General features: G+C 44.8%; 18 protein-coding genes. 5 read left to right on the plus strand and 13 right to left on the minus strand.

Features of this window, described 5'->3' with window-relative positions:
* Nucleotide 1 precedes the first annotated feature (1 nt).
* From IPJ71_18490 to IPJ71_18525, 8 genes are all read right to left on the minus strand, one after another.
* Nucleotides 2-682, minus strand: coding sequence for a hypothetical protein (locus IPJ71_18490; GenBank protein MBK7845638.1), 681 nt, complete (start codon nt 680-682; stop codon nt 2-4).
* Nucleotides 679-1230: a hypothetical protein gene (locus tag IPJ71_18495; protein ID MBK7845639.1), complete on the minus strand. Its 552-nt coding sequence runs from the start codon at nt 1228-1230 to the stop codon at nt 679-681. Before IPJ71_18495 ends, IPJ71_18490 begins: the two co-directional genes overlap by 4 nt.
* Nucleotides 1227-2621, minus strand: a complete 1395-nt coding sequence (locus IPJ71_18500; GenBank protein MBK7845640.1) for a hypothetical protein — start codon at nt 2619-2621, stop codon at nt 1227-1229. Before IPJ71_18500 ends, IPJ71_18495 begins: the two co-directional genes overlap by 4 nt.
* The gene (locus IPJ71_18505) at nt 2618-3226 is read right to left on the minus strand and encodes a hypothetical protein (GenBank protein MBK7845641.1); all 609 of its coding nucleotides are present in this window, start codon (nt 3224-3226) and stop codon (nt 2618-2620) included. Before IPJ71_18505 ends, IPJ71_18500 begins: the two co-directional genes overlap by 4 nt.
* Entirely contained in the window at nt 3226-5463 is a 2238-nt protein-coding gene (locus tag IPJ71_18510) for a hypothetical protein (protein ID MBK7845642.1), read from the minus strand. The genes IPJ71_18505 and IPJ71_18510 overlap by 1 nt, the downstream gene beginning before the upstream one ends.
* A gap of 250 nt (nt 5464-5713) precedes the next feature.
* Nucleotides 5714-6046 carry a hypothetical protein gene (locus tag IPJ71_18515; GenBank protein ID MBK7845643.1) on the minus strand — a complete coding sequence of 111 codons (333 nt, stop codon included), beginning with the start codon at nt 6044-6046 and terminating at the stop codon, nt 5714-5716.
* 56 nt (nt 6047-6102) lie between these two features.
* The gene (locus tag IPJ71_18520; protein MBK7845644.1) at nt 6103-6588 is read right to left on the minus strand and encodes a hypothetical protein; all 486 of its coding nucleotides are present in this window, start codon (nt 6586-6588) and stop codon (nt 6103-6105) included.
* A 126-nt stretch (nt 6589-6714) separates the two neighbouring features.
* The gene (locus IPJ71_18525; protein MBK7845645.1) at nt 6715-8082 is read right to left on the minus strand and encodes a hypothetical protein; all 1368 of its coding nucleotides are present in this window, start codon (nt 8080-8082) and stop codon (nt 6715-6717) included.
* A gap of 340 nt (nt 8083-8422) precedes the next feature.
* On the opposite strand from IPJ71_18525, the gene IPJ71_18530 reads away from it, so the two are divergent.
* Together IPJ71_18530 and IPJ71_18535 are read left to right on the plus strand one after the other, a co-directional pair.
* Complete coding sequence (locus tag IPJ71_18530) at nt 8423-9256, plus strand: hypothetical protein (protein ID MBK7845646.1); 834 nt, start codon at nt 8423-8425, stop codon at nt 9254-9256.
* Entirely contained in the window at nt 9253-9552 is a 300-nt protein-coding gene (locus IPJ71_18535) for a hypothetical protein (protein ID MBK7845647.1), read from the plus strand. The genes IPJ71_18530 and IPJ71_18535 overlap by 4 nt, the downstream gene beginning before the upstream one ends.
* 114 nt (nt 9553-9666) lie before the next feature.
* On the opposite strand, the gene IPJ71_18540 is transcribed toward IPJ71_18535, so the two are convergent.
* The 3 genes from IPJ71_18540 to IPJ71_18550 all read right to left on the minus strand — a co-directional run bounded on the left by IPJ71_18540 (nt 9667) and on the right by IPJ71_18550 (nt 13140).
* Nucleotides 9667-11118, minus strand: a complete 1452-nt coding sequence (locus IPJ71_18540; GenBank protein MBK7845648.1) for a hypothetical protein — start codon at nt 11116-11118, stop codon at nt 9667-9669.
* Nucleotides 11115-11762, minus strand: coding sequence for a hypothetical protein (locus IPJ71_18545; GenBank protein ID MBK7845649.1), 648 nt, complete (start codon nt 11760-11762; stop codon nt 11115-11117). The genes IPJ71_18540 and IPJ71_18545 overlap by 4 nt, the downstream gene beginning before the upstream one ends.
* 208 nt (nt 11763-11970) lie before the next feature.
* Nucleotides 11971-13140 (minus strand): hypothetical protein, encoded by a 1170-nt coding sequence (locus IPJ71_18550; protein ID MBK7845650.1) that lies wholly within the window; start codon nt 13138-13140, stop codon nt 11971-11973.
* A 356-nt stretch (nt 13141-13496) separates the two neighbouring features.
* Here IPJ71_18550 and IPJ71_18555 point away from each other — a divergent pair, with 356 nt between their 5' ends.
* The gene (locus IPJ71_18555) at nt 13497-14621 is read left to right on the plus strand and encodes an ISNCY family transposase (protein MBK7845651.1); all 1125 of its coding nucleotides are present in this window, start codon (nt 13497-13499) and stop codon (nt 14619-14621) included.
* Nucleotides 14622-14898: 277 nt separating this feature from the next.
* Here IPJ71_18555 and IPJ71_18560 read toward each other — a convergent pair whose 3' ends face one another.
* Nucleotides 14899-15111: a hypothetical protein gene (locus IPJ71_18560; protein MBK7845652.1), complete on the minus strand. Its 213-nt coding sequence runs from the start codon at nt 15109-15111 to the stop codon at nt 14899-14901.
* 465 nt (nt 15112-15576) lie between these two features.
* On the opposite strand from IPJ71_18560, the gene IPJ71_18565 reads away from it, so the two are divergent.
* Nucleotides 15577-17085, plus strand: coding sequence for a hypothetical protein (locus IPJ71_18565; protein ID MBK7845653.1), 1509 nt, complete (start codon nt 15577-15579; stop codon nt 17083-17085).
* A 416-nt stretch (nt 17086-17501) separates the two neighbouring features.
* Complete coding sequence (locus IPJ71_18570) at nt 17502-18149, plus strand: hypothetical protein (GenBank protein MBK7845654.1); 648 nt, start codon at nt 17502-17504, stop codon at nt 18147-18149.
* A 300-nt stretch (nt 18150-18449) separates the two neighbouring features.
* Here the strand turns inward: IPJ71_18570 and IPJ71_18575 are convergent, their stop codons facing one another.
* A complete protein-coding gene (locus tag IPJ71_18575) occupies nt 18450-20432 on the minus strand; it encodes a S8 family serine peptidase (protein MBK7845655.1) in 1983 nt (660 codons plus the stop codon).
* Nucleotides 20433-20465: the final 33 nt, after the last annotated feature.

Here is a 20465-nt window from a genome sequence, read left to right on the forward strand (position 1 = left end):
CTCAAGGTTGTCCTTCTTTGATCGGGGCTGGGGTTTTGCTATCCAATTGAGCTGACGAATTTGTGTTGGACGGGGGGACAAGGGTCTGCTCATTTTCACCTGATGGGATTGAGACTTGTCCTATGGGCTTGGCTGTTTTCTTGAGTATTTCAGAAAGAGAGGGAGATCTTTTGATTTCACCCCCGGCATGGCTCTTGTCTTTGGCCTGGAATTGATTTTTGATTTTACTTCCGTCTTGGCGCTCTCCATTTTGATCCATCTGATCTAAAGACTTTTCAAAAAACACAGGTCCTTTGGTTCCGCCGAGAATTCGGATCACGTCTTGGTGGTTTTTTTGATTGGCAATGACGTCAAAGACAAAAAGTCCATGAGAGCAGCGAACGATGAGATTTGTCGGATCTGAGAGGTTTGTTCTTGCCGACAAGACGAGCTCCGACTTAAGGGTCTTTGAAATCTGGACATCGAGGCTTGATTTTAATCCCACCTTGGCTTCGTCAATCTCGCAGGGAAATTGAATGAGGCTTGAGAGTCCGGGTCTGATGTAGATTACGCCCACTTTGGATCGGTCAAAGAACTGAGAGGAGATCCTGGGCTGGGAGGAGGCCCAAAAACTGGGCAAAAAACACATAAAAACACTCGAAATATGCACGAATCTGTAGGGAAAAAGGGCCATAAACCTCATAGTTTTTCCTCTCTTATAGATGTGATTTCCATACCCCAGGGGTTTAGCTCTGCTCTCTCCACCTTTTCGATCTTAAGCGTCACCTTCATTTCAAAGCTCTCGACCTGAAGACGGGATTTTTGCTCGATCTGGAGCAGAGCTTGAAAAGTATCCTTTTCGACCTGATTGAGCTGTCTGAGTCTCGCAATTTGAAGAAGACCTGACTTTTCAACAAGGGCCTTTAATTTCTGAATATTTTCTCCCTCACTCCTCCATAAGGTTTCTGACATGAGGTTTGTGGCCTCACCCACGTTTTGGGAGAAATCCTGAGCAGAGAAATTATAGGCCTTCGAGAAATAGTGTTTCAAAAATGAAATCAATTCGGTCTTAAACAGTGGATCATCTTGGCTTGTGATGATTCTCGTACCATTTGAGTCAATGCCGATCAGGAGAGTTTTTCCCTGATTCTTGATTGCCTGAAAAGTGGCAAAGGAGGTCCAACAAAGAAGAGTGAAAAAGAGAAATGATTTCAACAGATGAACTTTAAGGATTTCAAAGGCAAGTTTCATGTCCGAGTCCTCTCTTTCATTTTCTCTCTCGCTCTCTTTTCGAAATGTGAATCCGTGAGCGTCTGATTCGTGAAGCCTTTGTTGGAATGTGGGACAAGAGACGAATTTTGCGAATTGGAACTTTTTCTTTTAAAAGGACCTGTCAAATCAGAATGATTTGACAGGTAAGAGGCTGCGCCACTGATTCCTCTTTTTGATTCTGAAAGTTGTGCCGATCCCTGATCTGATTTCGAAACATTAAATCCACGATCCCCACTCGATGATACGGAGCTTTTGCCAAGCTTGTCTTTTTTGTTGGAAGTCTTATTTAATGAAGGAGAGGTTGCCTGACTTGATGGGCCTTTTCCTAAATCCGCAGAGCCTCTGAATCTCGAGTAGTAGGGTAAGGGTGAAGAATCATCCTCTGACAAACGTTCATATGATTCCATCGAGCAAGCTGGCTGATCCATGTGCCGTCCATTTTGACTGACTCCAATACCAATTGGTCCCGATCCATTAGATTTGGGTCTATTGAATCCTGATCCGAGGGATCTCGATCCCATGGCTCTCGACCCAAAGGGTGCTGACCCATTGGAACCCCCGTGCCCCAATCGTGCGGGAGAGCGGTGAGGGGAGTATCGTTGTTTTAGAGACTGACCTTGAGGAGGGAGGCAATAGGCCGATGCGTGACCGAAGCCCCCGGCTATTCTTCCAGCGGATCTTGCTCCGAACGAGAGAGAAGAGAGGGCGGAGCTTCCGAATGGGGATTGAAGAAGAATTTTACAGAATGAAAGAGGCCCTATGATCTTAAACAGCTCAATGAGGAAATCAATGGCCCAGGAGAAGATGAGACTTTCAGATTTGAGATCACTTTGCATCAAGGTTCCGCCTACGCGGTCGAAAACAGAAAACATCAGGGGCCAAGAAGAGCCGATGAGAATGAGAAAAAAGAAGATCTTGATGAGAGACGGCATGGATAAAACTGTGCCGAAGAGAAAAACAATCGGGGCAAGGGCTGACATAAATATCAGGGCTATGACGAAGAGGCCTTGAGCCAAATAATAGAGTATTGAGCTGAGTAGACCCAGAGTCTTTCGGATCATGGAGAGACCGGGTGTGGGAATGGGACTCTTCTCTGAAGACAGGAATCTCTCTCTTGCGTGCTCGCTCATGTCGCCCTCTAAAGCTCTTGAGAAATCAAAAGTTAAGGAAAGGAGATATTCATAGGAGAGAAGAAGGGCCAGAAAGAGGGCCGCTCCTTTGAGCAGATCTCCATAGTCTCGGGCCGAGGCCGCCGTCATGTTGAGATATAAAAGTCTCAAAAAAAAGAGCACTGGAAAAATTAGGATGATATAACTTTTGGTCTCTCGAAATACCTCGCCACTCATTTTTTGGGTGAATTCAAAGCTCATGGCTGAACTCCCCGTCGTTTGATGAATTCCTGGGTCATCAACTCATCAAAGCTTCTCGACTCGATCTCAGATCTTCTTATCTGAAGCTTCAATTCGGTGAGAATCTCGGTCTGAATAGCGAGTGAGGATCTTTGGATTTTTAACTGATCCTGGAGCGTGAAGACAGTCTCTGCTTGAGCGTAGGCCGAGGCCGCTTTTGGAAAGCTGGCCAGTGCCAAGAACAGACGCTTCACTCTTTTCAAGTACTCACTCGAAGACCTGATACTGTCAGTTAAAGTCATCTTTGACAGCTTGGGAGCCCTCATCAGGGCCTCTATTTCGTTCTTGGCCCAGACGGCGGTCTGAGTCTTGCCCTCGATTTTATCTAGGTAGGCTGAGAGCTCCACGAGGGATTGATCCAGCTGAGTGAGAGTTTTTTCAGAGGCACTTGAGTCAACGGTGCGGAGAAGTTCATGGGTGGCATCGACAAGAGCTGAGGCCTCGGCTATTTTTTCAGCAGTATCGACAATTTTGTCAAAAAAGGCTGAGGCCTTAGAGGGAGAGAAAAGCCAGGAAAAAGACAGTAGTAGTAGTAAGGGAGGAGCTTTATAAGAATTAGAGTTCATTAATCTTGAACCTTTCTTTCTAAACTCAGAATTCTGATGGCCTCATGGCGTGTCAGCCTTGGAACTGATTTCACGAGACTCTCGATCATCTCATTGTCTTCTCTTGTGCTGGAGAAGCTCCAATACTCCTCGGGGCTTAGGATAATTCGAAAAATCCTGGAGCCAAATTTGTCCTGAAATAGAACTTCTGAAAATCTCTTCTGCTCTCTTGTTAAATTCTCAAGCTCTTTCATCTTGTCGTTTGAGAGTTGAAATCTCTCCTGAAACTCTCCTCTGTCTCCATCAACGCTAAAGAGCAGTCGGTTGGGACTGTTCTCAATAATACCCTGATCATTTTGAACGATAAGATCTGTTGATTTTTGGCTGATGGAAATGAAAGCTCCGCCAAATTTCCTCACGTTAGCCGTTGAGAACTTAAAAAATGGAAAGCAGCGCTTAATAAAAAATGGTGTCTCGTCTGCGATAAAGACAAGTTTTTTGTCCTTTAGCCTGATCATCTCAAGGTTAAATTGAGCCATGACGAGCGAGAATCCGCCCTGGCCAAAGTCAACGTCACTGGCCTGATGAATATCAGAAAAATTGTAGTAGCGAAGGCGAAAGTCTTCAGAGAGTAGTTGAGAGGGGTCTACATCCTCTCGACTCATCAGAGCATTTTGATAGATGCCTCCTTTGGCCCACCTGTAGAGCAGAGATTTTCTCGGTAGATCCTTTGATTCTTTTAAGAACCCATCAATGGAGAGAACCTCTCCCTTGTTTCTCTTATCCCCCTCGGCATAGAGAAAAAGGGCCCTTTCCACCTCGGCTCTGAGTTCTTTAGAGAGAGTCATCTCTCCTTCTTCGGTCATGAGCACGTTGAGGAAATTCGATAAAACAGAGATGGAGGACTCATGAACCCCCTCTTTGAGACACAAAAAGGGATTCATCCCCGATGGCTGATCAAGGCTCAGTCGATATTCTCTTCCCCCCAGAGATTCAGTTTCCTTGGAATGGCTTCCTCCGACATCGACTTTGATAATATGAATTTTCGAGTCATGAAGAAGGGCTCGGGTGAGGAGATTGGTGAGCACACTTTTGCCACTTCCCGTTTTTCCACAGATAATCGTGGAGAAAGCATCGTAGTTTCGAGCAAACAAATCAATCGAGTCGAGGCTATGGTCTCTGCGGTGAAGAAGAAGACTGTGGTTGTCTTCAAGATTTTGATCCATTCCGTTGAGACTTTGAGTTTTTTTTTCTCTCCTCTTGCAAGAACCAAGAAGTGGAAAATAGAGGCTTAATATATCTCCTCTTTCCTTAAAGCTTAAGTGATGAAAACTTCCTGGCAGAAGAGACTTGTAGCAGTTAAAGCTTCCAAAGGTCTCAAGGGCAAAGGCTCCCAAGGGTTTGAGAGCATGAATGACAACTTTTGAGTCCTCCCTGATTAACTCCTCAGAGACTCTTGGCAGGATTACGTAGAGCTCGTAATTAAATAGGGACTCCCTCTCAAGGGCTACTTTTTCCAAGAGATCTTCGGAATCATAATACTTCTGAGCAGAGATTTTATCTCCTCCGCTTAAGCCCTGAGAGGATTTGCGCCTGAGCAAGAGTTCAGAGAGGCTTGAGGGCATTTTTCTGACTTTCAATGATATCTGGTAGGGCTCGGGGATCTGTTGTCTGAGACTGTGAAGAGAGCGTAAGTTCAAGGGCGTAGGAGTTGGACCCTGAAACTTTACAATTCCTAGAATCTCGGGCGAGATTTCAATGCCGGCCTTGAGTATTCTTAAAAAATCACCCTTAGCGTTCAAGACAGGAGGTTTTTTAAGTGGCAGGCACTGAAGTCCCAATTCTTGTAAGTGTTCGAGATGAAACCCATCGAGAAGCGAGAGGGCATAGGACTCCTCAAGGTGGTAGGATTTTCTTCTCAAAAGGGTCTTGATCAATTGAGTAAATCCCCCGATTTGGGTCTCAAAACTCATCGTGATCTTTTCCCGCGAGAATCCGATCTCTGAGAGCTCCTCTTTTCTTGATGAAGAGAGGGTATTCTTTGAGGAGAAGACCCATTGAGAGCTGAGATGAATTTTAAGTGTGATCTTCGGATCGAGCGAGAGGGCAAATTGGGTGAGAAGACGGCTCACATCCTCCAGATCGTCACGCTCCGGATCGATCCCATCCACCTCAAAGGCCGTCAACAGGCTTAAGTTTTCAAAGACCCAGAAGCGATGAGCTTTGAGATCGAATTGATGAGTGATTTTAGGATACATAACTTGAACCCTCCGATTGAATATCCCTGATAGGAAGTCTCTGACTGTGTGTCGTCGAAAATTGACTCTTAAGAACACAAGAGAGAGTGAGCAGATCAAAAGATGAAAAAGGGGCAGAAACTTTGAGGACTCAAATTGTTTAAAGAGAACAAGGCCTGCTAAGAAGAAAAGGCCTAGGAAAATGAAGTCCACTTCATTGAGTCCGAAAAAGACACTTGAGTTATTCAAAGAGAATGAGGGCTTTTTTACATTAGGCACCAAAAATACTCCTGAGAAGTTCAATAATGGCGGGGCCTCCGAAGGTGGCGGCAAGTCCTATGACTCCACCGATCAGAATTTGTTTTCCCAAAAACGGAGCTCCAAAGTGATAAAATATGGCCCCGAGAGCAAAGGCAATTCCGCTCGTGGCTTGAGCGAGACTTAAAAGACTCTGATTGGCCACATTGGCAGCCTGACTCAGGCGACTGGCGTAGAGGGGCTCAGAAATAAATAAAACGAGAAGACAAAGAGGAGAGAAGTGGTGAGGCAATGAAAAGCCAGAGCCGCGGTCTATTTTATTCTTGATTAAGCGATTATGTTTCACGTTTTAAAGTCCTTTCTCAAAAAAATCTGTTTGGAATGATTTCCTTTTTTCTAAAGCTATGGATTTAGAGACGGGGGAATGAACTCGTACATCAGGTTATAGTGAAGCCAAGTGTTGGGGTTTCCTGAGTCTTGCACCCATTGGTCGACGGAGTACTTTTTCCACTCGCCAGGACTTATGAGTTTTCTCGCCTCATCGGGCAAGGAGTGATTAAAGAGCCCCGTTCCTTGAGAGAGCAGTCTCGGAGCCTCTGATTTTTTGAACTTCATTAACTCAAGCTTTAGAGATTCAGATTCGGCTTTAAAGTCTTGCGAGGCCTTCTGATTATCAAACAGATAAAGGCTTGCAATTGCGACAGTTGAGGAGAGAAGTCCCGCCCAAAGAGCTCCATGGGTGAGTTTGCTCTCATCTTTTGGTGCCATTATAGCGCCAAGAGATCCTCCAAGGATTGCTCCCACACCCATTGAAGACAACTGCGATTGTCTGTGAGTGGCACAGGCGTTTAAAAAAAGTCCCACAAAAATCAGTCTCATTGCTTTCATCTTAAGCTCCACAAATAAGTCTCATCGATTAAAGGCCAATAGAAAACTCTGCCCTCTCATCCATTGGACCATCTCTCCACACAACAGTGAGTAGGTAGGGGAGAGATGAAGAAGGGCTTATTTAATTTATGGATTTCTGTTCGGAGTCCAAATCCCCAGCAATTCAAAGTGAGAAAATAGTGGGAGAGCTCTCTGATCCAAAATTTTCATGGACGATGTTTTTGTCGTTTGAGCTCTGAGATTAAGTCCAGATTCGCTCACAATGAACTTCAGGCTTTCAAGTTGTTGGCCTGTGAGGATATCACCCTGATCGCGAACGAGCTTTTTTTCAACACATCTATTGTAACAACGAGTTGGAAGAAACTGAACCTTCAAGAATGGCGACTCATCAGCTAGGCCCTCTTGATCAAGAGAAACGGGATAGGGCCTCGTGGGGCGCTCTACACAAACCTCTTCTTCTCTGGCACATTCTTCGTGGCAAGTAGTCGCTCCCCTAAAGGTTCTCATCGTGTCTTGAGGTCTTCCCTGGTCAAAAAGAGAGAGAGTATTTGGATCTGATCCATAAAGCCCCACATACAGTGGTGTCTGAGGTCTTAAGTGAAAAGTGAGATCCTTTGGAAATCCCTCACCCAACTGAACTCGGTCCATGGCAAACTGCAAAGACTCTTCACCCAGTGGAATCAACTCAAAAGGTCCTGGATTTTCGATATTTAAATGCTGTTCATCGACTGCGAAATTACATCCTAAATCTCTGTAAGCCCTCTCGTAGATTTTTGTTTGTATAAACCCCACTCCTCTTTGTCCGAGGACGATCTCGACTGGATTTTCCTCAAATGAAGTGATCTGAAGAACTCTCAATAGAACAAATCGTCTTTCGATTAACTTAATCTCAGAAAACGAAAGACTTTCATTTTCCTTCGACAGACTTGAAAACTCCTCAGGTGTTAGGCTCTTTGATTCAATTCGACTGGGAGGAGTTAAGAGATTAAATTTTAGCACCATCACATCTTTCTCTTTTTGGCTATTGATCTGAATTCTCACCGAAGCTTTCCTTGATTCAGAGGGGGGAAAGATATTCTTAAGCCCATGAACATGAAATTCTAGATTGAGATTGGACTTCAAATCAGGAGTTAGACCCGCCACAATTTTAACGGCTGAGAGAGGAAGCTCAGCTTCTGATTCCATGTATTTGATAAAGGCCCTCACTCCTCCCTCGTGAATGGAGGAGTTTGGAATATTGGAAAGAGTCAGCACCATCTCGTCAGGCACAAGAGCGGGAAGTGAGAAGCTATCGCCCGAGAGCTCTGTCTCAGATCCTCCTTTAGAATCCGCTCTTTTTAGCTTCATCTCTCCATGAAGGACTTCATCGAGCTTGAGAGAGAGGCTCAAGGCCTCTGCTTGAATCGGAGTGGGAGTCTCTGAATGGTCATTGTTTTTAAACGAACACCCAAGGCAAAAAGAAGAAATAAGGAAAATATTCCAAAAAACGCGCATAGATCACCCCTTTTGTCCAAAAATCGGACAACACGACGTGCTCACCCTTGCGTTGAAAACCAAGACGGAATACCTTCCAGGCACGTTGCGTTGGAAGATATTTTTCCGCGTTGGCTCTCCCTGCTTCTTTAGTTTCCGCTAAAGGAGTTTGGGTGAGCTTTTTTTTTATTTAGTACCCACCATGAAAAAAACTCGAGCTTTTCACATTTACTCAAGCCTTCCCCATGAAAACTTTGTTGAGACATCCAAATCAAAATATTCCTTTTGAATAAAGAAAAATCATTCAGTAAACGGATTATGATCGCCGCGGTGATTTGATTCATCGAGCAATCAACTACTTATGAGGCAAAATAACCGCCGCGGCGGTTATTTTGTGTCTGAACGCAGCAAAGATGGGGGAGCGCAGATGAGATTGATTCCTGAGATAAAGGAAAAACTAGAAAAATGGATAGATAGTGGACCGTCTCGATCTATTGCTGAACTGGCAAGACGGTCTGGCGTGTCATATACTTCCACTCGAAGGATGGTCCAGAACGAAGGGTTGCCCAGCTACAATAATTTAGCGAATATATTGAGTGTCTTACTAGAGAATGACATAGATGCGTTACCGACGCTTTTGAAACAACAGTTCCCTCATCTTGGTCGTGCCATTGATATGTTTTTAAATGATGGGGTTATTAGTGACCAGAATAGAGAGGCATTAAATAGAACCATTAATGAGAATTCTCTCGCATCGGTTATTTATGCGATGTCTGACTCAGATGATGGAACTAGTCTAAGTGATATCATCGAAGAACACGGTCGATCCGGATTGAAAGCCTTGAAAGAGTTAACTTCCGTAGGTTTGATTGAGGAGAGCGGCGGACGATATAAAACCACTGAAAAAAATGGGAAAGTTAATTTTCCAGTCCAAACAATAATCAATGCGATCGCAGCTCATGCAAATATTTCAAATGTTGAGAACATAGAAAATGGGTTTGGAGTTACTTCTCTTCAGTGGGCCACTACAAATAAAATTGGATATAATAAAGCCATTGAGCTAACAATAGAATACACGGGAAAGGTTAAGATGGCACTCGAAGCGAACCCCGGAAAAATTCCGGTTTACTTTGCAGCTATTGGAAATTCATATGTGGAACTCTGTGCTTTCCTTAAAAAGGAGAATATTAAATGAAACTAATCATATTCGTATTTGCAATCCTCCCATTTGGCATTGCACTTGCCGGTAATGGCGGAATAGCCGGAGGCGGTGGCCTTCATACTCAACCAGTTGAGAAAGATCAAGAAGACGGCGGTTATACTCGTGTGCAGTTTGTTGAACGTCAGCAGGGAGAAACGACCTTTATTCTTAAAATAGATGGCGTTGAACATGTTTTCTCTCTACGGCCAGAGGAAATCGATCCTCAGATGATGAATCTCATTTTTAAATCAGAGCAAAACAGGAGAGAATTTGTTTTGCTAGAAATTTAGACTTTTTATAAAGAGTGAAAATAATTGGAGAATGAATCTCTTCAACAGGATGATAATCTCTCAGAACAGGGGTTCTCAGGAAATGAAAGCCCCTTTGTTTTTTAAGTGCTGACCTCACTGCCGTTTTTCACAACCAATCAAGCGCCCTTGAAGGCACATGATTCGGTAGCGGCGGCTGATTTTTTCAAAGATATTTTGGTGAGCGCTGCCGATTTCTGGATTTCTCTTCCATTCATTTGTTGCCGCAGGACTTCGCGAAGGGTCACCGTATTTTTTTCCTCCCGGAAGATATTGTTTCAGATCGAATTTATCAAAGGGATTGTCACTTCGTTTTCCGTTTTCAAGAACACCACTAAAGCTGGAATATCCCTCACGAGATTCGGCTCCAAGAGGACTTGAAGTATAGCCTCCACCACCACCGACGCCCTTTAAAACGTCTGTATCATAGCCGGGGCCTCCATAGCCACCACCCCCTCCCGAGTAGGGCATAGCACTTCCTCCGCCGCCTCCGCCCCCGGCAAAGCCTCCACCGTTATTGGGAATGGCATTGGCCCTTGCCTCTTCTCCCAATCCCTCACCAAAAATGGGAGCTTGCACTTGTGCATTGGTGTCGGGAACACTGAGATCACTGCCGTCCGCGGCTCTGGTTCCAAATCCTGTGTTCTGAAATGTACTCCCGCTTCCTGATCCACTCCCGGTCGAGGCACTGCCTCCGCTTAATCCTGAACAAAGAGGATCGGATTGAGCATTGGGTCCTCGGCAATTAACACAGATCGGATTTGAAGCGTTGACGGGATCGTTACAATCTCCGTTAAAAACAGGCTGCTGGTCAATGTTGGGAAATCCTGTCACTTGATTCGTGGCAGCTTGTTGGCAAAGATCGGCAAATCCACTTGCTGCAGCTGATTGAGCCGCTTGTCCTCCCATGGCCGCCACGTTGGAGTTATAACCGGTACATCGAGTGCCTCTTCCATCTGCATTGGCTTGAGCGGCTCTGTAATCACTGACCAAGCTCTCAGGACACCTGGCACCTTTTCCACCGTTTGCTCTGAAGACCGTGTCCAATTGATTGCATTCGGTTAAAACTCTGCGGTATTTATTCGACACTTCCTGACACTTGTCTTCGCAAGATCCCTTATCAGAAAAGCACTTTGTTCCCAAAGCCGTATTGGCTCCAGCCCCTCCGAGGGCTACAAGTTTCATAAACTCACAGCTCTTGGATATTCCAGCAGAATCACCTCCAGAAGCCCCACCCATTGAGATCATACCAGCGGCTCCAACTAAGAGTGTTCCCATGGCTGTTATCGAACTCGCACTCGGTCCATCAAGACCCGACACACACTTCACCGGATCATTGCAACAGGTATAGGCTTTTTTGTGAGCCTCTTCGCAGTAAGCTCGATCACTCTCAACTTCCGGAGCCTGAGGAAATCCCTGAATGGTATCATTCGTTCCAACAGTGGAGTCTGATTCCGCTTGATCTGCATCTTCATTCGCTGCTGTGCTCTTCGGCCGTCCATCGGATCCGCACTGAGGCAGTCCATCCTGCCGTTGAGATTCCTTCATCCAACAAGACGGCTCCCCATTGTCATCGCACATCGCTTTGCCTTTGACTTGGCCTGAGTCAGATGACCAGCAAGAGGCTGTTTGGGTTGAAGAGGATTCATCTTTCGATGAAGACTTGCCAGTTTTCTCTGAGTCCTTTGAATCTGCGTCGTCTTTTTGTCCTGAGGATTTGCCGGCACCATTCTTCGTCGTAGTCCCTTTCTCTGATGGTTTGGTAGCAGGATCTGACCCCGAACCTCGTGGAGATTGGGAAGTCTTGCTTCGAGGAGTTTGAGGGGTTTGGTTCGAGTCGCAGTTGGGGTCGGATTCTGAGCATCCGAACCCTCCGACATCTCTACCCTTCCCGCTAGGCCGTGGAATCGCATTCCAATTAATTGGATCTGGAAAAGTATCAAAATCCCCTGCATACGATTTATTTTTTTTTCGAAGTAAGCAATGTTGGCCAAAGTTAATCGAAAGGCCGGCAAAAAGGTGCGGTCGGGATTCAGTGTTCCACAGTGTCCATACATCTGAGTGATCCCGGCAGGGCAACTCAAGGCTTGAGACACATTTGAAATCAAGCAGACTGAAACAAAGACAAGAGCGCAAATGACAAAACTGAATCTGGCACCACCACTTAATCCAGAAGCCTTTGACTTATTCAAAAGAATCTCCATCGCTCAGGAATTTTAGTCAGAATGACAGTGCTTGATGAAGATTTTCCTGCTCTTAGAGATGATTCTACAGGTAAACTGACCCTGTATCAAAAATTATAAGAGAGACTTCAATTTACGTCTAAGTGTTTGATATTTTGGATCTATCTCGTCTCAACTTGAGACTCCAACCAAGACAGTTATCTGAATCAAATTATTTCTAAATGGATCCAGTTGCTTGACCATTTTTCTTGGGCTCACTTCGACCGAACTTCTTTCGAAAATTGATGAATTCCTCGTAAAAGGAATTTCCGTCGACCGCAAAATTTACGCGATTTTCAATATGAAAGTCACCCTCTGTCTCTGAAGCATCGGGAAGAAGCCTTTCTGCCACGTTGACCCCCGTAAATGTCAGAACTCCATGTTCATCACGTACTGCAAGTGCCGAACCAGAAGATCTATCGAGCATATCTCCATTATGGGTTAAGAGATTCTTGAACGCCGGTCCTAAATCCGAGTGAGGATCTCTGTAAATATTAAAAGGCTCACAGTTTTTGTAAAAAGGAGAGTCCTTGATTTTACCATTCTCATCTCTCAGACTCACCATCTCAATTTTTTTCGAAAAGCGCGTATCATCGAGAGGCTTAAAAGCCAGGGGTTTGGGCCAATACTTTCGATCAACTGATACTCTTTCCCCAATTTTTCCGTTAGCGTCCCTTTTCCCAACTGAAACTCCGACAGGCTCTTTAAGCTTCACAAAAGCATAATCCTTATGTCTAGGCTCGCGCGGGTTCAAAGATCCATACTGAATCTCTTGAATCTCATAGCTTCTCCACTCATAAGCCACATCTGGGTCTTTTCTTAATTCCCTGGGGATCCAGACTTTTGTTGAAAACTTGAAGCCTTTGCCGTCACTATATTTGTCTATTTCACCGTCTATATGGTTCAAAAACACATGAGCAGCCGTGATTAAAACATCTCCGTCCATAACCAAGTGTCCAGTGCCTCCGCAAATTCCTCCGAGCTCTGCTTTACACTTGCGGCTAAAGTCAAAAAATTCACCAACCCCAAACAGAGCCTTGTCTTCCTGACCTGAATTTTCATCAAAGAAAAAAGGGCAGCGTCCGTCATTTCCCATAATCGCAGTTGGAATAAATCTTCCCAGCTGCTGGAGATTTTTGGCATTGGCTGGTGAATTCTCACAGCCCTTCACAAAGTCGGTCCTTTTGTGGTCCGAAAAAAACGGCTCTGGCTTTCCCGTCTTTGAATTGATTATCCAATCCCCGGGAGGCAACCCAGATTGCGCATAGGCCTTTGAAAATCCAAGCCCCAAACAAAAGGACTCCAAGCAAATCAATAGAGCCAAATAGTAAATGGGATCGACGCTCATTGTAGTTTTTATTTTGAAATTCATCTTCAATGTCACCTTAAAGCACTTAAAGCTGGTTCATATCTGGTACTGACATTGTATGCTAATGCTGTGCCAATTCGAATTAAAGCCAGTCTGGGGCTTAGAAGCCCCATCTGTAGGACTATTCCTTGGTTTAAGTGCTCTTTCAAAGAAAGTATCCCATTTGACTAATTCCTGATCACAAAGGGCCTCGGGTGACATTCTGTAACTACCAAGCGATTCTGTCCGGGTTTAATTACCAAGGGAAAATGACCGCTTTTTGTTTCATTGTGCGACACTCCCTGATCTGATTTCAGCCACTTACACCAGGGAGGTTGCAAGTGGAGGGGTTGGTCATGGGATCACAGGATTTGCTCGTTTTAGAGGTCATAGCCAAAGTTGAGGCAAACAAGTTGACTCGATTTGAAGCAGAAACGCTTCTGCAGGTTTCGGGTCGAACATTAAGGCGTTACCTAACTAATTACCGGGAAGAGGGAATTGCCTTCATTCGACATGGGAATAGGGGTCGTGCGCCAAAGAACAAATTGGCACCGGAATTAAAACGTCGAGTGCAAAATGTCATGAGGGAAAAGTATTTCGATTTCAACATGGTTCATGCCCTCGAAAAGTTACATGAGGAAGGCATCGATCTCAAGCGCGAAACTTTCCGCAGCTGGTGTCACGAGATAGGATTGGTTAAGAGAGCAAAAAAGCGCCGGGCAAAGCCACGATATAAACGCACCAGGATGTCTCAATCGGGCCTTTTAATCCAAATGGACGGCAGTCATCACAGATGGTTTGATAATCGCGAAACCTGCCTTATTGCGGCCATCGACGACGCAACCAGTGAGGTGGTGGCTGCTGAATTTTTCGAGGGTGAGACGACGTTCGCATGTCTGAAGATTCTAAAGGACTTGATCACAGTTAAAGGTGTATTCAAAATTTTGTACGTGGACAAAGCTGGCATTTATGGCGGCATCAAGCGACAGGGCTTTTCTCAAGTCGGTCGCGCACTCGAGGAAGTTGGTGCGCAGATCATCTTCGCTCACTCCCCAGAAGCGAAGGGCCGAATTGAACGGCTATTTCAAACGCTTCAGGATCGACTCGTGGCCGAGATGAGGTTAAATAAGATCAGAACTATGGAACAAGCCAATGAATATCTCAAAACCGTGTATCTCCCTCACCAGCATAACCCACGTTATTCTGTGAGGCCGCACGACTTGAAACCCGCCTACCAAGCGCTTCCGGCGCACTGTAAACTTGAAGAGATCTTTTGCATAAAAGAATACAGGGTTGTTAATCGAGATCACACCATCAGTCTCGGCGGAGAAAAATATATGATCGCTGATCAACTGAAATTTTCAATCTACAACCAAAGAATCGAAATCCGCTCTCAAAAGCCTGGGCAATGGCAGTGCTATTTTGCAGGTCGACCCATCCGGGTTAAATTGATCGAAAAGCTCAAAAAAATGATCGCCTGACTTCCCCTCAGCTTGCCGATGTTGGCCAGTCTCTTTCATCAATTGGCCCGAGGGGGCAACAAGCCGCCACTTCACAGCGCATGAGGAACCGATCCTCTTCGGCGCTGTTAGGCCGATATCAACCGTCGACTTAAAAGTGAATTCAATTTAACCCCCCTCGGACCAATTGATGAAAGAGGCTGGCCACGCGCCACTCAATTCCATGCTCCCAAACAGGGAAAGCGCCGCTCAAGAAAGTGCTTTATTAACCCGATGCAGCGGTCAGAATCGCTTGGTATTAAACCGGCCATTTTCCCTTGGTAATGACAGCCTCGGGTGACATTCCGATCGCCACGCTCAAACTTCCTGGGTCCCAAGGACGGCACCCATTCTGAATTGTTTCCACTTGCCAGTATGTAGCCAAAATTCGTCCGATTTCATCCGAAATTTGATGAGCATATTCGGCCAGAATGTTGATTGAAATCAATTGGGACGAATACAGCTCTGGCATAAAATTCCCATTCTCCATCAATCAAATGAAGAGAAGAGGCACAAAATGAACAACTGCTGCATTGAATATATGAACATAATGAGCCCCCTGTCAGAGGAAAAAATTGAACAAAGGGTATGCCAATGCCAACAGGCAGTTTGGGTAAAATACCAGGATGGACGAGTGATCCAATTTATCCCAACTCAAAAATACGCAGAATCTCAGCCCAGCACTTTTGATTTATTCCAAGATCTGATCCAGACGGATATCTCATAACATAGCCCACAAATAATGTCTGATATGAAAAGTGGTTGGAGAGAGCATTGCTCATAAAATTGATTCAGAAAAAAGGCTTTTCTACATACGAACCCAAAAATGCCCTCAATTTGTAAGAGATACTCAAGTTCAAACAAACAGAGATAAACAGACCATTTCTGGAGTGGTCCGGGATTTGCCATTAAGAACGCAGCTAACTGGAGGTCTCCTTTGCCCAAATTTGCCAAATTGACTTTAATCATTGTTTGCTCAATCTCACTCTCCGCTTGCAAGAAAGGAAATCATCGCGATGATTCAGGCGTCATACAAAATACGGACTATAGAAAATCAACTCGCGCCACCCGTCTGAGCGACGAATTTAGTATATCGTGTGAATCAAAAAAATGCCCTGAAAGCACAGGGGTTCTTTTTTCCTCAAGTCTGCTTCAAGCGGGCTTTTGCACAACATGGATCGCTGGTGAATTGGAGGGAAAGACCATAGTGATGACAAACATGCATTGTGTAGAAAAGATCACTGATTGCGCGGAAGAGCTAGCCTTCAGGTTTCCTGAAACCGGCGAATCGGCCCAGTGTCAGAGACTGTTGAAAAAATCTGAATTCCCATTGTATGATAAGAACAAAAACACAACGCAGGCGCCAGATTATGCGATTATACTTTTGGATCGAAAATTGACTACGAAAGCACTTCCGCTTAGCCAAGATGGTCTTCTTGCTAAATCCCCGATCACGATTCGAAAAGCGTGGAGCACTGGAATCCGTTCGTTTGAGATGCGGGAAAATTCATGTGAAACCGGAGTTCCCAATCCCTACACGAATAATTACACCACGCCAACTTCACCTATGATCAGCTTGGTTGGCTGCCTTGTTAAGTCTGGAGTGTCCGGCTCGCCTGTTTTGAACTCTAAAGGCGAAGTAGCCGCAATTGCCTCTTCTGGTTACTTAAAAGACGAGGCCATGTCGTCTTCACCCAGCGACAATAGTTGGAAACAGGACGATTTCAGTATTTTCGAGTTATCTACTGCTACAAATCTCTCCTGTGTTGATTATTCGAGTTTGGGATTGCACAGCCGAAAAATTGGCTGCGACGTGCCCGATATAGAGGACGTAATTGTCCATATGAGAGCCAGAGTGGAAGCTCTTGCTATCCAGTCTGAAAGCACTACACTGGCCGAGTTCGATAAGTTTATTGTTTCTACGGATATGTCGGAATATGAGACCGAGGGTTCTTATGAGCAGATATTCGAGTGGACAGTGCGAGCCGACGACGGCCAACGAGTGAAATTCGATAAACCTGGGATTCGTGAAGTTACCATCGAAATGGTGCCAGAGTGTGTGTCGAGACCCGAGAATCCAAACAACCCCCTGAAAGCGAAATTCTATAAAGAAGACACCCCTGGAGAATCTGGAAGATGGAAGTTTTCCGATAAAGTTACGTTAGATACACCAGGTTGGGCGATGACTAGAAAACTGGATAAATACGGCGGCGCCATTAATGCAAAATTTGAGCGAGGCAGGAAGGCCGCTAAATATATAATATACCCAAGGGAAATCGCAAGCCTCAAAGAAGGTCAGACAGTATTAGTGGTCGAGATCGTAAATGGTCAATGGATAGATCTCCGACTACCACTTTGTAAAGATAAGACTCCCGCCGATAATAACGGAATTCTTCCTAGATCAGATGAATTAACTGGTACGGAACAGGATGCGACAAAAAACTAGAAGGAAACTGGCCCCTGCAAGGAAAACTATGAGTTCTTTTATGGGTAATGTAACATTGGCCCAACTAGATTAAATAAAGTCGAAGTCCTCCACATGATCTTTAAAGATCAATCTGGCTATTTGCCCCTATTTCATCGAGATCCAATTAATGCCTATTGATCACTCGTTTCATACTAGCGAACCAACTCACCCAATTTGCAAGCCAAGAATGGGTTTGATCGGGTTTAGGATGCAGAACCTTGCTTTCTCTGTCTGGTACTTCTTTTCATGAGGGTGCCTTTCTTTTGTAAGATAGTGGAATCATTCCACGAAAGGCTGGTGCCCTCAACTTTCAACTAGATTTTCTAGTTTGTGTTGTTGAATGCGCCGAAAACAACTACTCTTATTTATGTTAATCACATTTTCAAAGGGAACCCATGAGACCTTTAATCGCCTTGATGTTATTTTTTCCAATGCTGGCATTCGGCAACGCAGACACAGATTTCAAGTCTGATGATCCCTCGGTCGAAGAAAAGAATTCAACTATTCAGATGCCTGACCATCACTCGGCCCTTAGAAAAAGGGAACATTCTCTGTCTTGGAAGTATTCCTCTGGCAGCGGGGAAATTGAAATTGAAGGCCTGACAGGAAGTCTCGAGACAGACTCAGGCGAATCAAATATTTCGTATGGCTACAATACAGGTAGATTTGAACCCGGGATTGTCTATTCTTCGACAGTAAGTAAAGGTGAAGATACTAAATCGTCAGTTGGTCTATTTACCCTTTATGGTAGGCTTAATATTATTGAAAACATACCAGGAAACGACTACATTCCTTACCTGGCTCTCGCTTTTCAGTCATATGCAGAAGAAGGCGAATCATCTGGAATTGATTATGACGCTGACGGAAGAGGATTGGCATTTCAGCTGGGAATCTCAATATTCCCTCTAAGTGAAATCTTTGCAGTGGAGATCGGATTTTTCTCAAGCAAGATTTCAGGAGACTTCAAATTGGATGGATCGCAATCGGTCGACTTTGATCTAAAGAGGTCTGGTCTTGGAATTGGGTATTCAATCTATTTTTAAGATTGATGTGACATTTCACAGTAGAACTTCAAATCCACATCTCAATTTTTTTAGTCGAGCGCCAAAATGATCTACGGCAGCAGCCATTAGCTTCTTCAAATCGAAGCTAGATTCTAAATGACCTCTGATCCATTTTCTTCTGGAAAGGGAGAACTCCGTTCGGACTCCTTAGAAATGATCCAGAAAACCCAAAAAATTACCCTCTCAGATAAAATTGTATAAATGGATGGGGGATTCAACCCATCTTTGCGCTCGACTAGAAAAAATTGAGAGGTGGATTTGAAGTTCTACTGCGAAATGTCACAAGTTAAGTTCAAACGACAACAATCCTGAAATTTTCCGTGCCTTCCCACCCCAAACCTTGATAGACCATGCTTTAATTGTACCTGTATCTGCGGCGGCACCATCAATGACTTTCAGCGTCCAGTTTCCCATGCTGGATTCACCGTAGAATGCATTTGAGAGAAGAGAAATGCTTGAAAGATTAGTCGCAGTAATTCCTGAGTTAATATTCATTAAAATACTTTTTGTCCCAGACGGTGAAGTCAGCTCGACGCCGAGGTCGCTGCTGGCTGTGTGATCAATGCTTAGCGTAATTTGCAGAGATTCAATCTTCAAATTGTGGCGCAAGTAAATTTGATCCGACGCTCCTGTCGCTGAATTGTCGGGTATAGAAATCGCCAATCCAGTTTTGGAATATAGCGGAGCATATGATTTGGGATCTTCAGTGATGACAAATTCGCCCAAATTACTTGAGTAATTTTTAGCCATTAATACGGCCGCTCCAGCGTCCACTAAACCGAACCCATACCAATTGTGAAATTTGTATCCTGCTGAATTCGTTACCCATCCTTGTTGATAAGTGTGACCGGATAAATTGTAGCCAAGCGGATGGCTAGTGGGTCCCGCTGACGGTTGCAACGGTTTTGCAGTCGTAGCCAAAATATATTTGACGTCACGCCATGTCAGCCACGAATTCGCAAACAGAAGGAGTCCCACAACACCAGCAACAGTAGGCGAAGCAAACGATGTTCCTGTTGCTGTTGATGTATATTTACAATTGGCATTTAGACCATTCGAATTGGATTCAAACAAATTCTCTGTCGCCTCTGTTTTTGAATGGCCCTCCGAGCAACCTTCAATATCGGCAGCGAATAGGCCGGGTTTTGTTTGTCCGCCTTCGCCGCCTGGCGCACTAACCCAAAGATTTGAACCAGGGGTTGAGTAGGTTGCTGCAAAACCCTGTGCATCGATGGCTGAAACCACAATGAAGTATGGATAGCTCTTTGATTGATCCAAATTGCTATTCCCCAAATACGTAAAGTTACAGCTGCCGCCCCCATTGCCAGCGTAGTCATTCCCTGCAGAAGTAACAAAAAGTGACCCGTTGTAGTATCTGCCAGCCAACGCATTAAAGCGGACTTGACTGATATAGCTAGAGTCCACTGGTGAAAATTCACACGTTCCAACTCCATAGCTATAGTTGTAGACATAGACAGAAGATGATGAGGCTTGGGAAATTTGTTTCGATACGGTCTGATCACTATCTAAAAAGTTATATCCAATTAGCTTGCAGGAGGGGCAAACTCCGCGGATGCCTTTATTGTTCCAGCCAACTGCCGCCATAATAGATGCGACCGCAGTGCCATGATAGTCATTGTCGTTGGAGGAAGTTGGGTTGCCTGTGTAGGGACTTGCAAGAGTATAATTTCTGGATAACGATAAATCTGAATTGACTGTCAATTCCTCATGATTTAGATCGATTCGTCCATCTGAAACAACCAACCAAATAGACGAACTACCAACGGTTCCACTCGAATGAGCCGCGTCGACGTTGATGTCCATTCCTAAGGTTCCACTCGAACTTGAAAATCCATTTTGGCCGGAGTTTTTCAAATTCCATTGATATTGCTTCAGAGAATCGTCCATAACTGTTATCGAATAAGGTCCGTAGGACTTCGTGGAGCCATCACTGAAAGTGACATCGAACGTCATATTGGAGAAGGCTGCTGCGCCTGTGGGAGTACCTTCCAATTGTTTGGTCGTTGAGTTGAAAGCCAACCAGCTTGGTCCATTTAAAATGGATACAGAGGTCACTGGTACGTTTGCAGATGAAAGATCAATTGAATAGGCAATATCCTGCTTTGCAGAGCTCTTCACAGAAGGGCTAAAGCTTGGACTGGAAGGGTCGCCACCACCACCTCCTCCACCTCCGCCCCCACACGCGCTTAAAACAGAGGTCAAAAGTGACAGCAGATAGAATTTTACCCTTAGTGCATTCACTGCAGATCTCCCGTCGCCTTAATTTTCTGATGG

Source organism: Bdellovibrionales bacterium, assembly GCA_016714165.1.
GTDB lineage: Bacteria > Bdellovibrionota > Bdellovibrionia > Bdellovibrionales > UBA1609 > JADJVA01.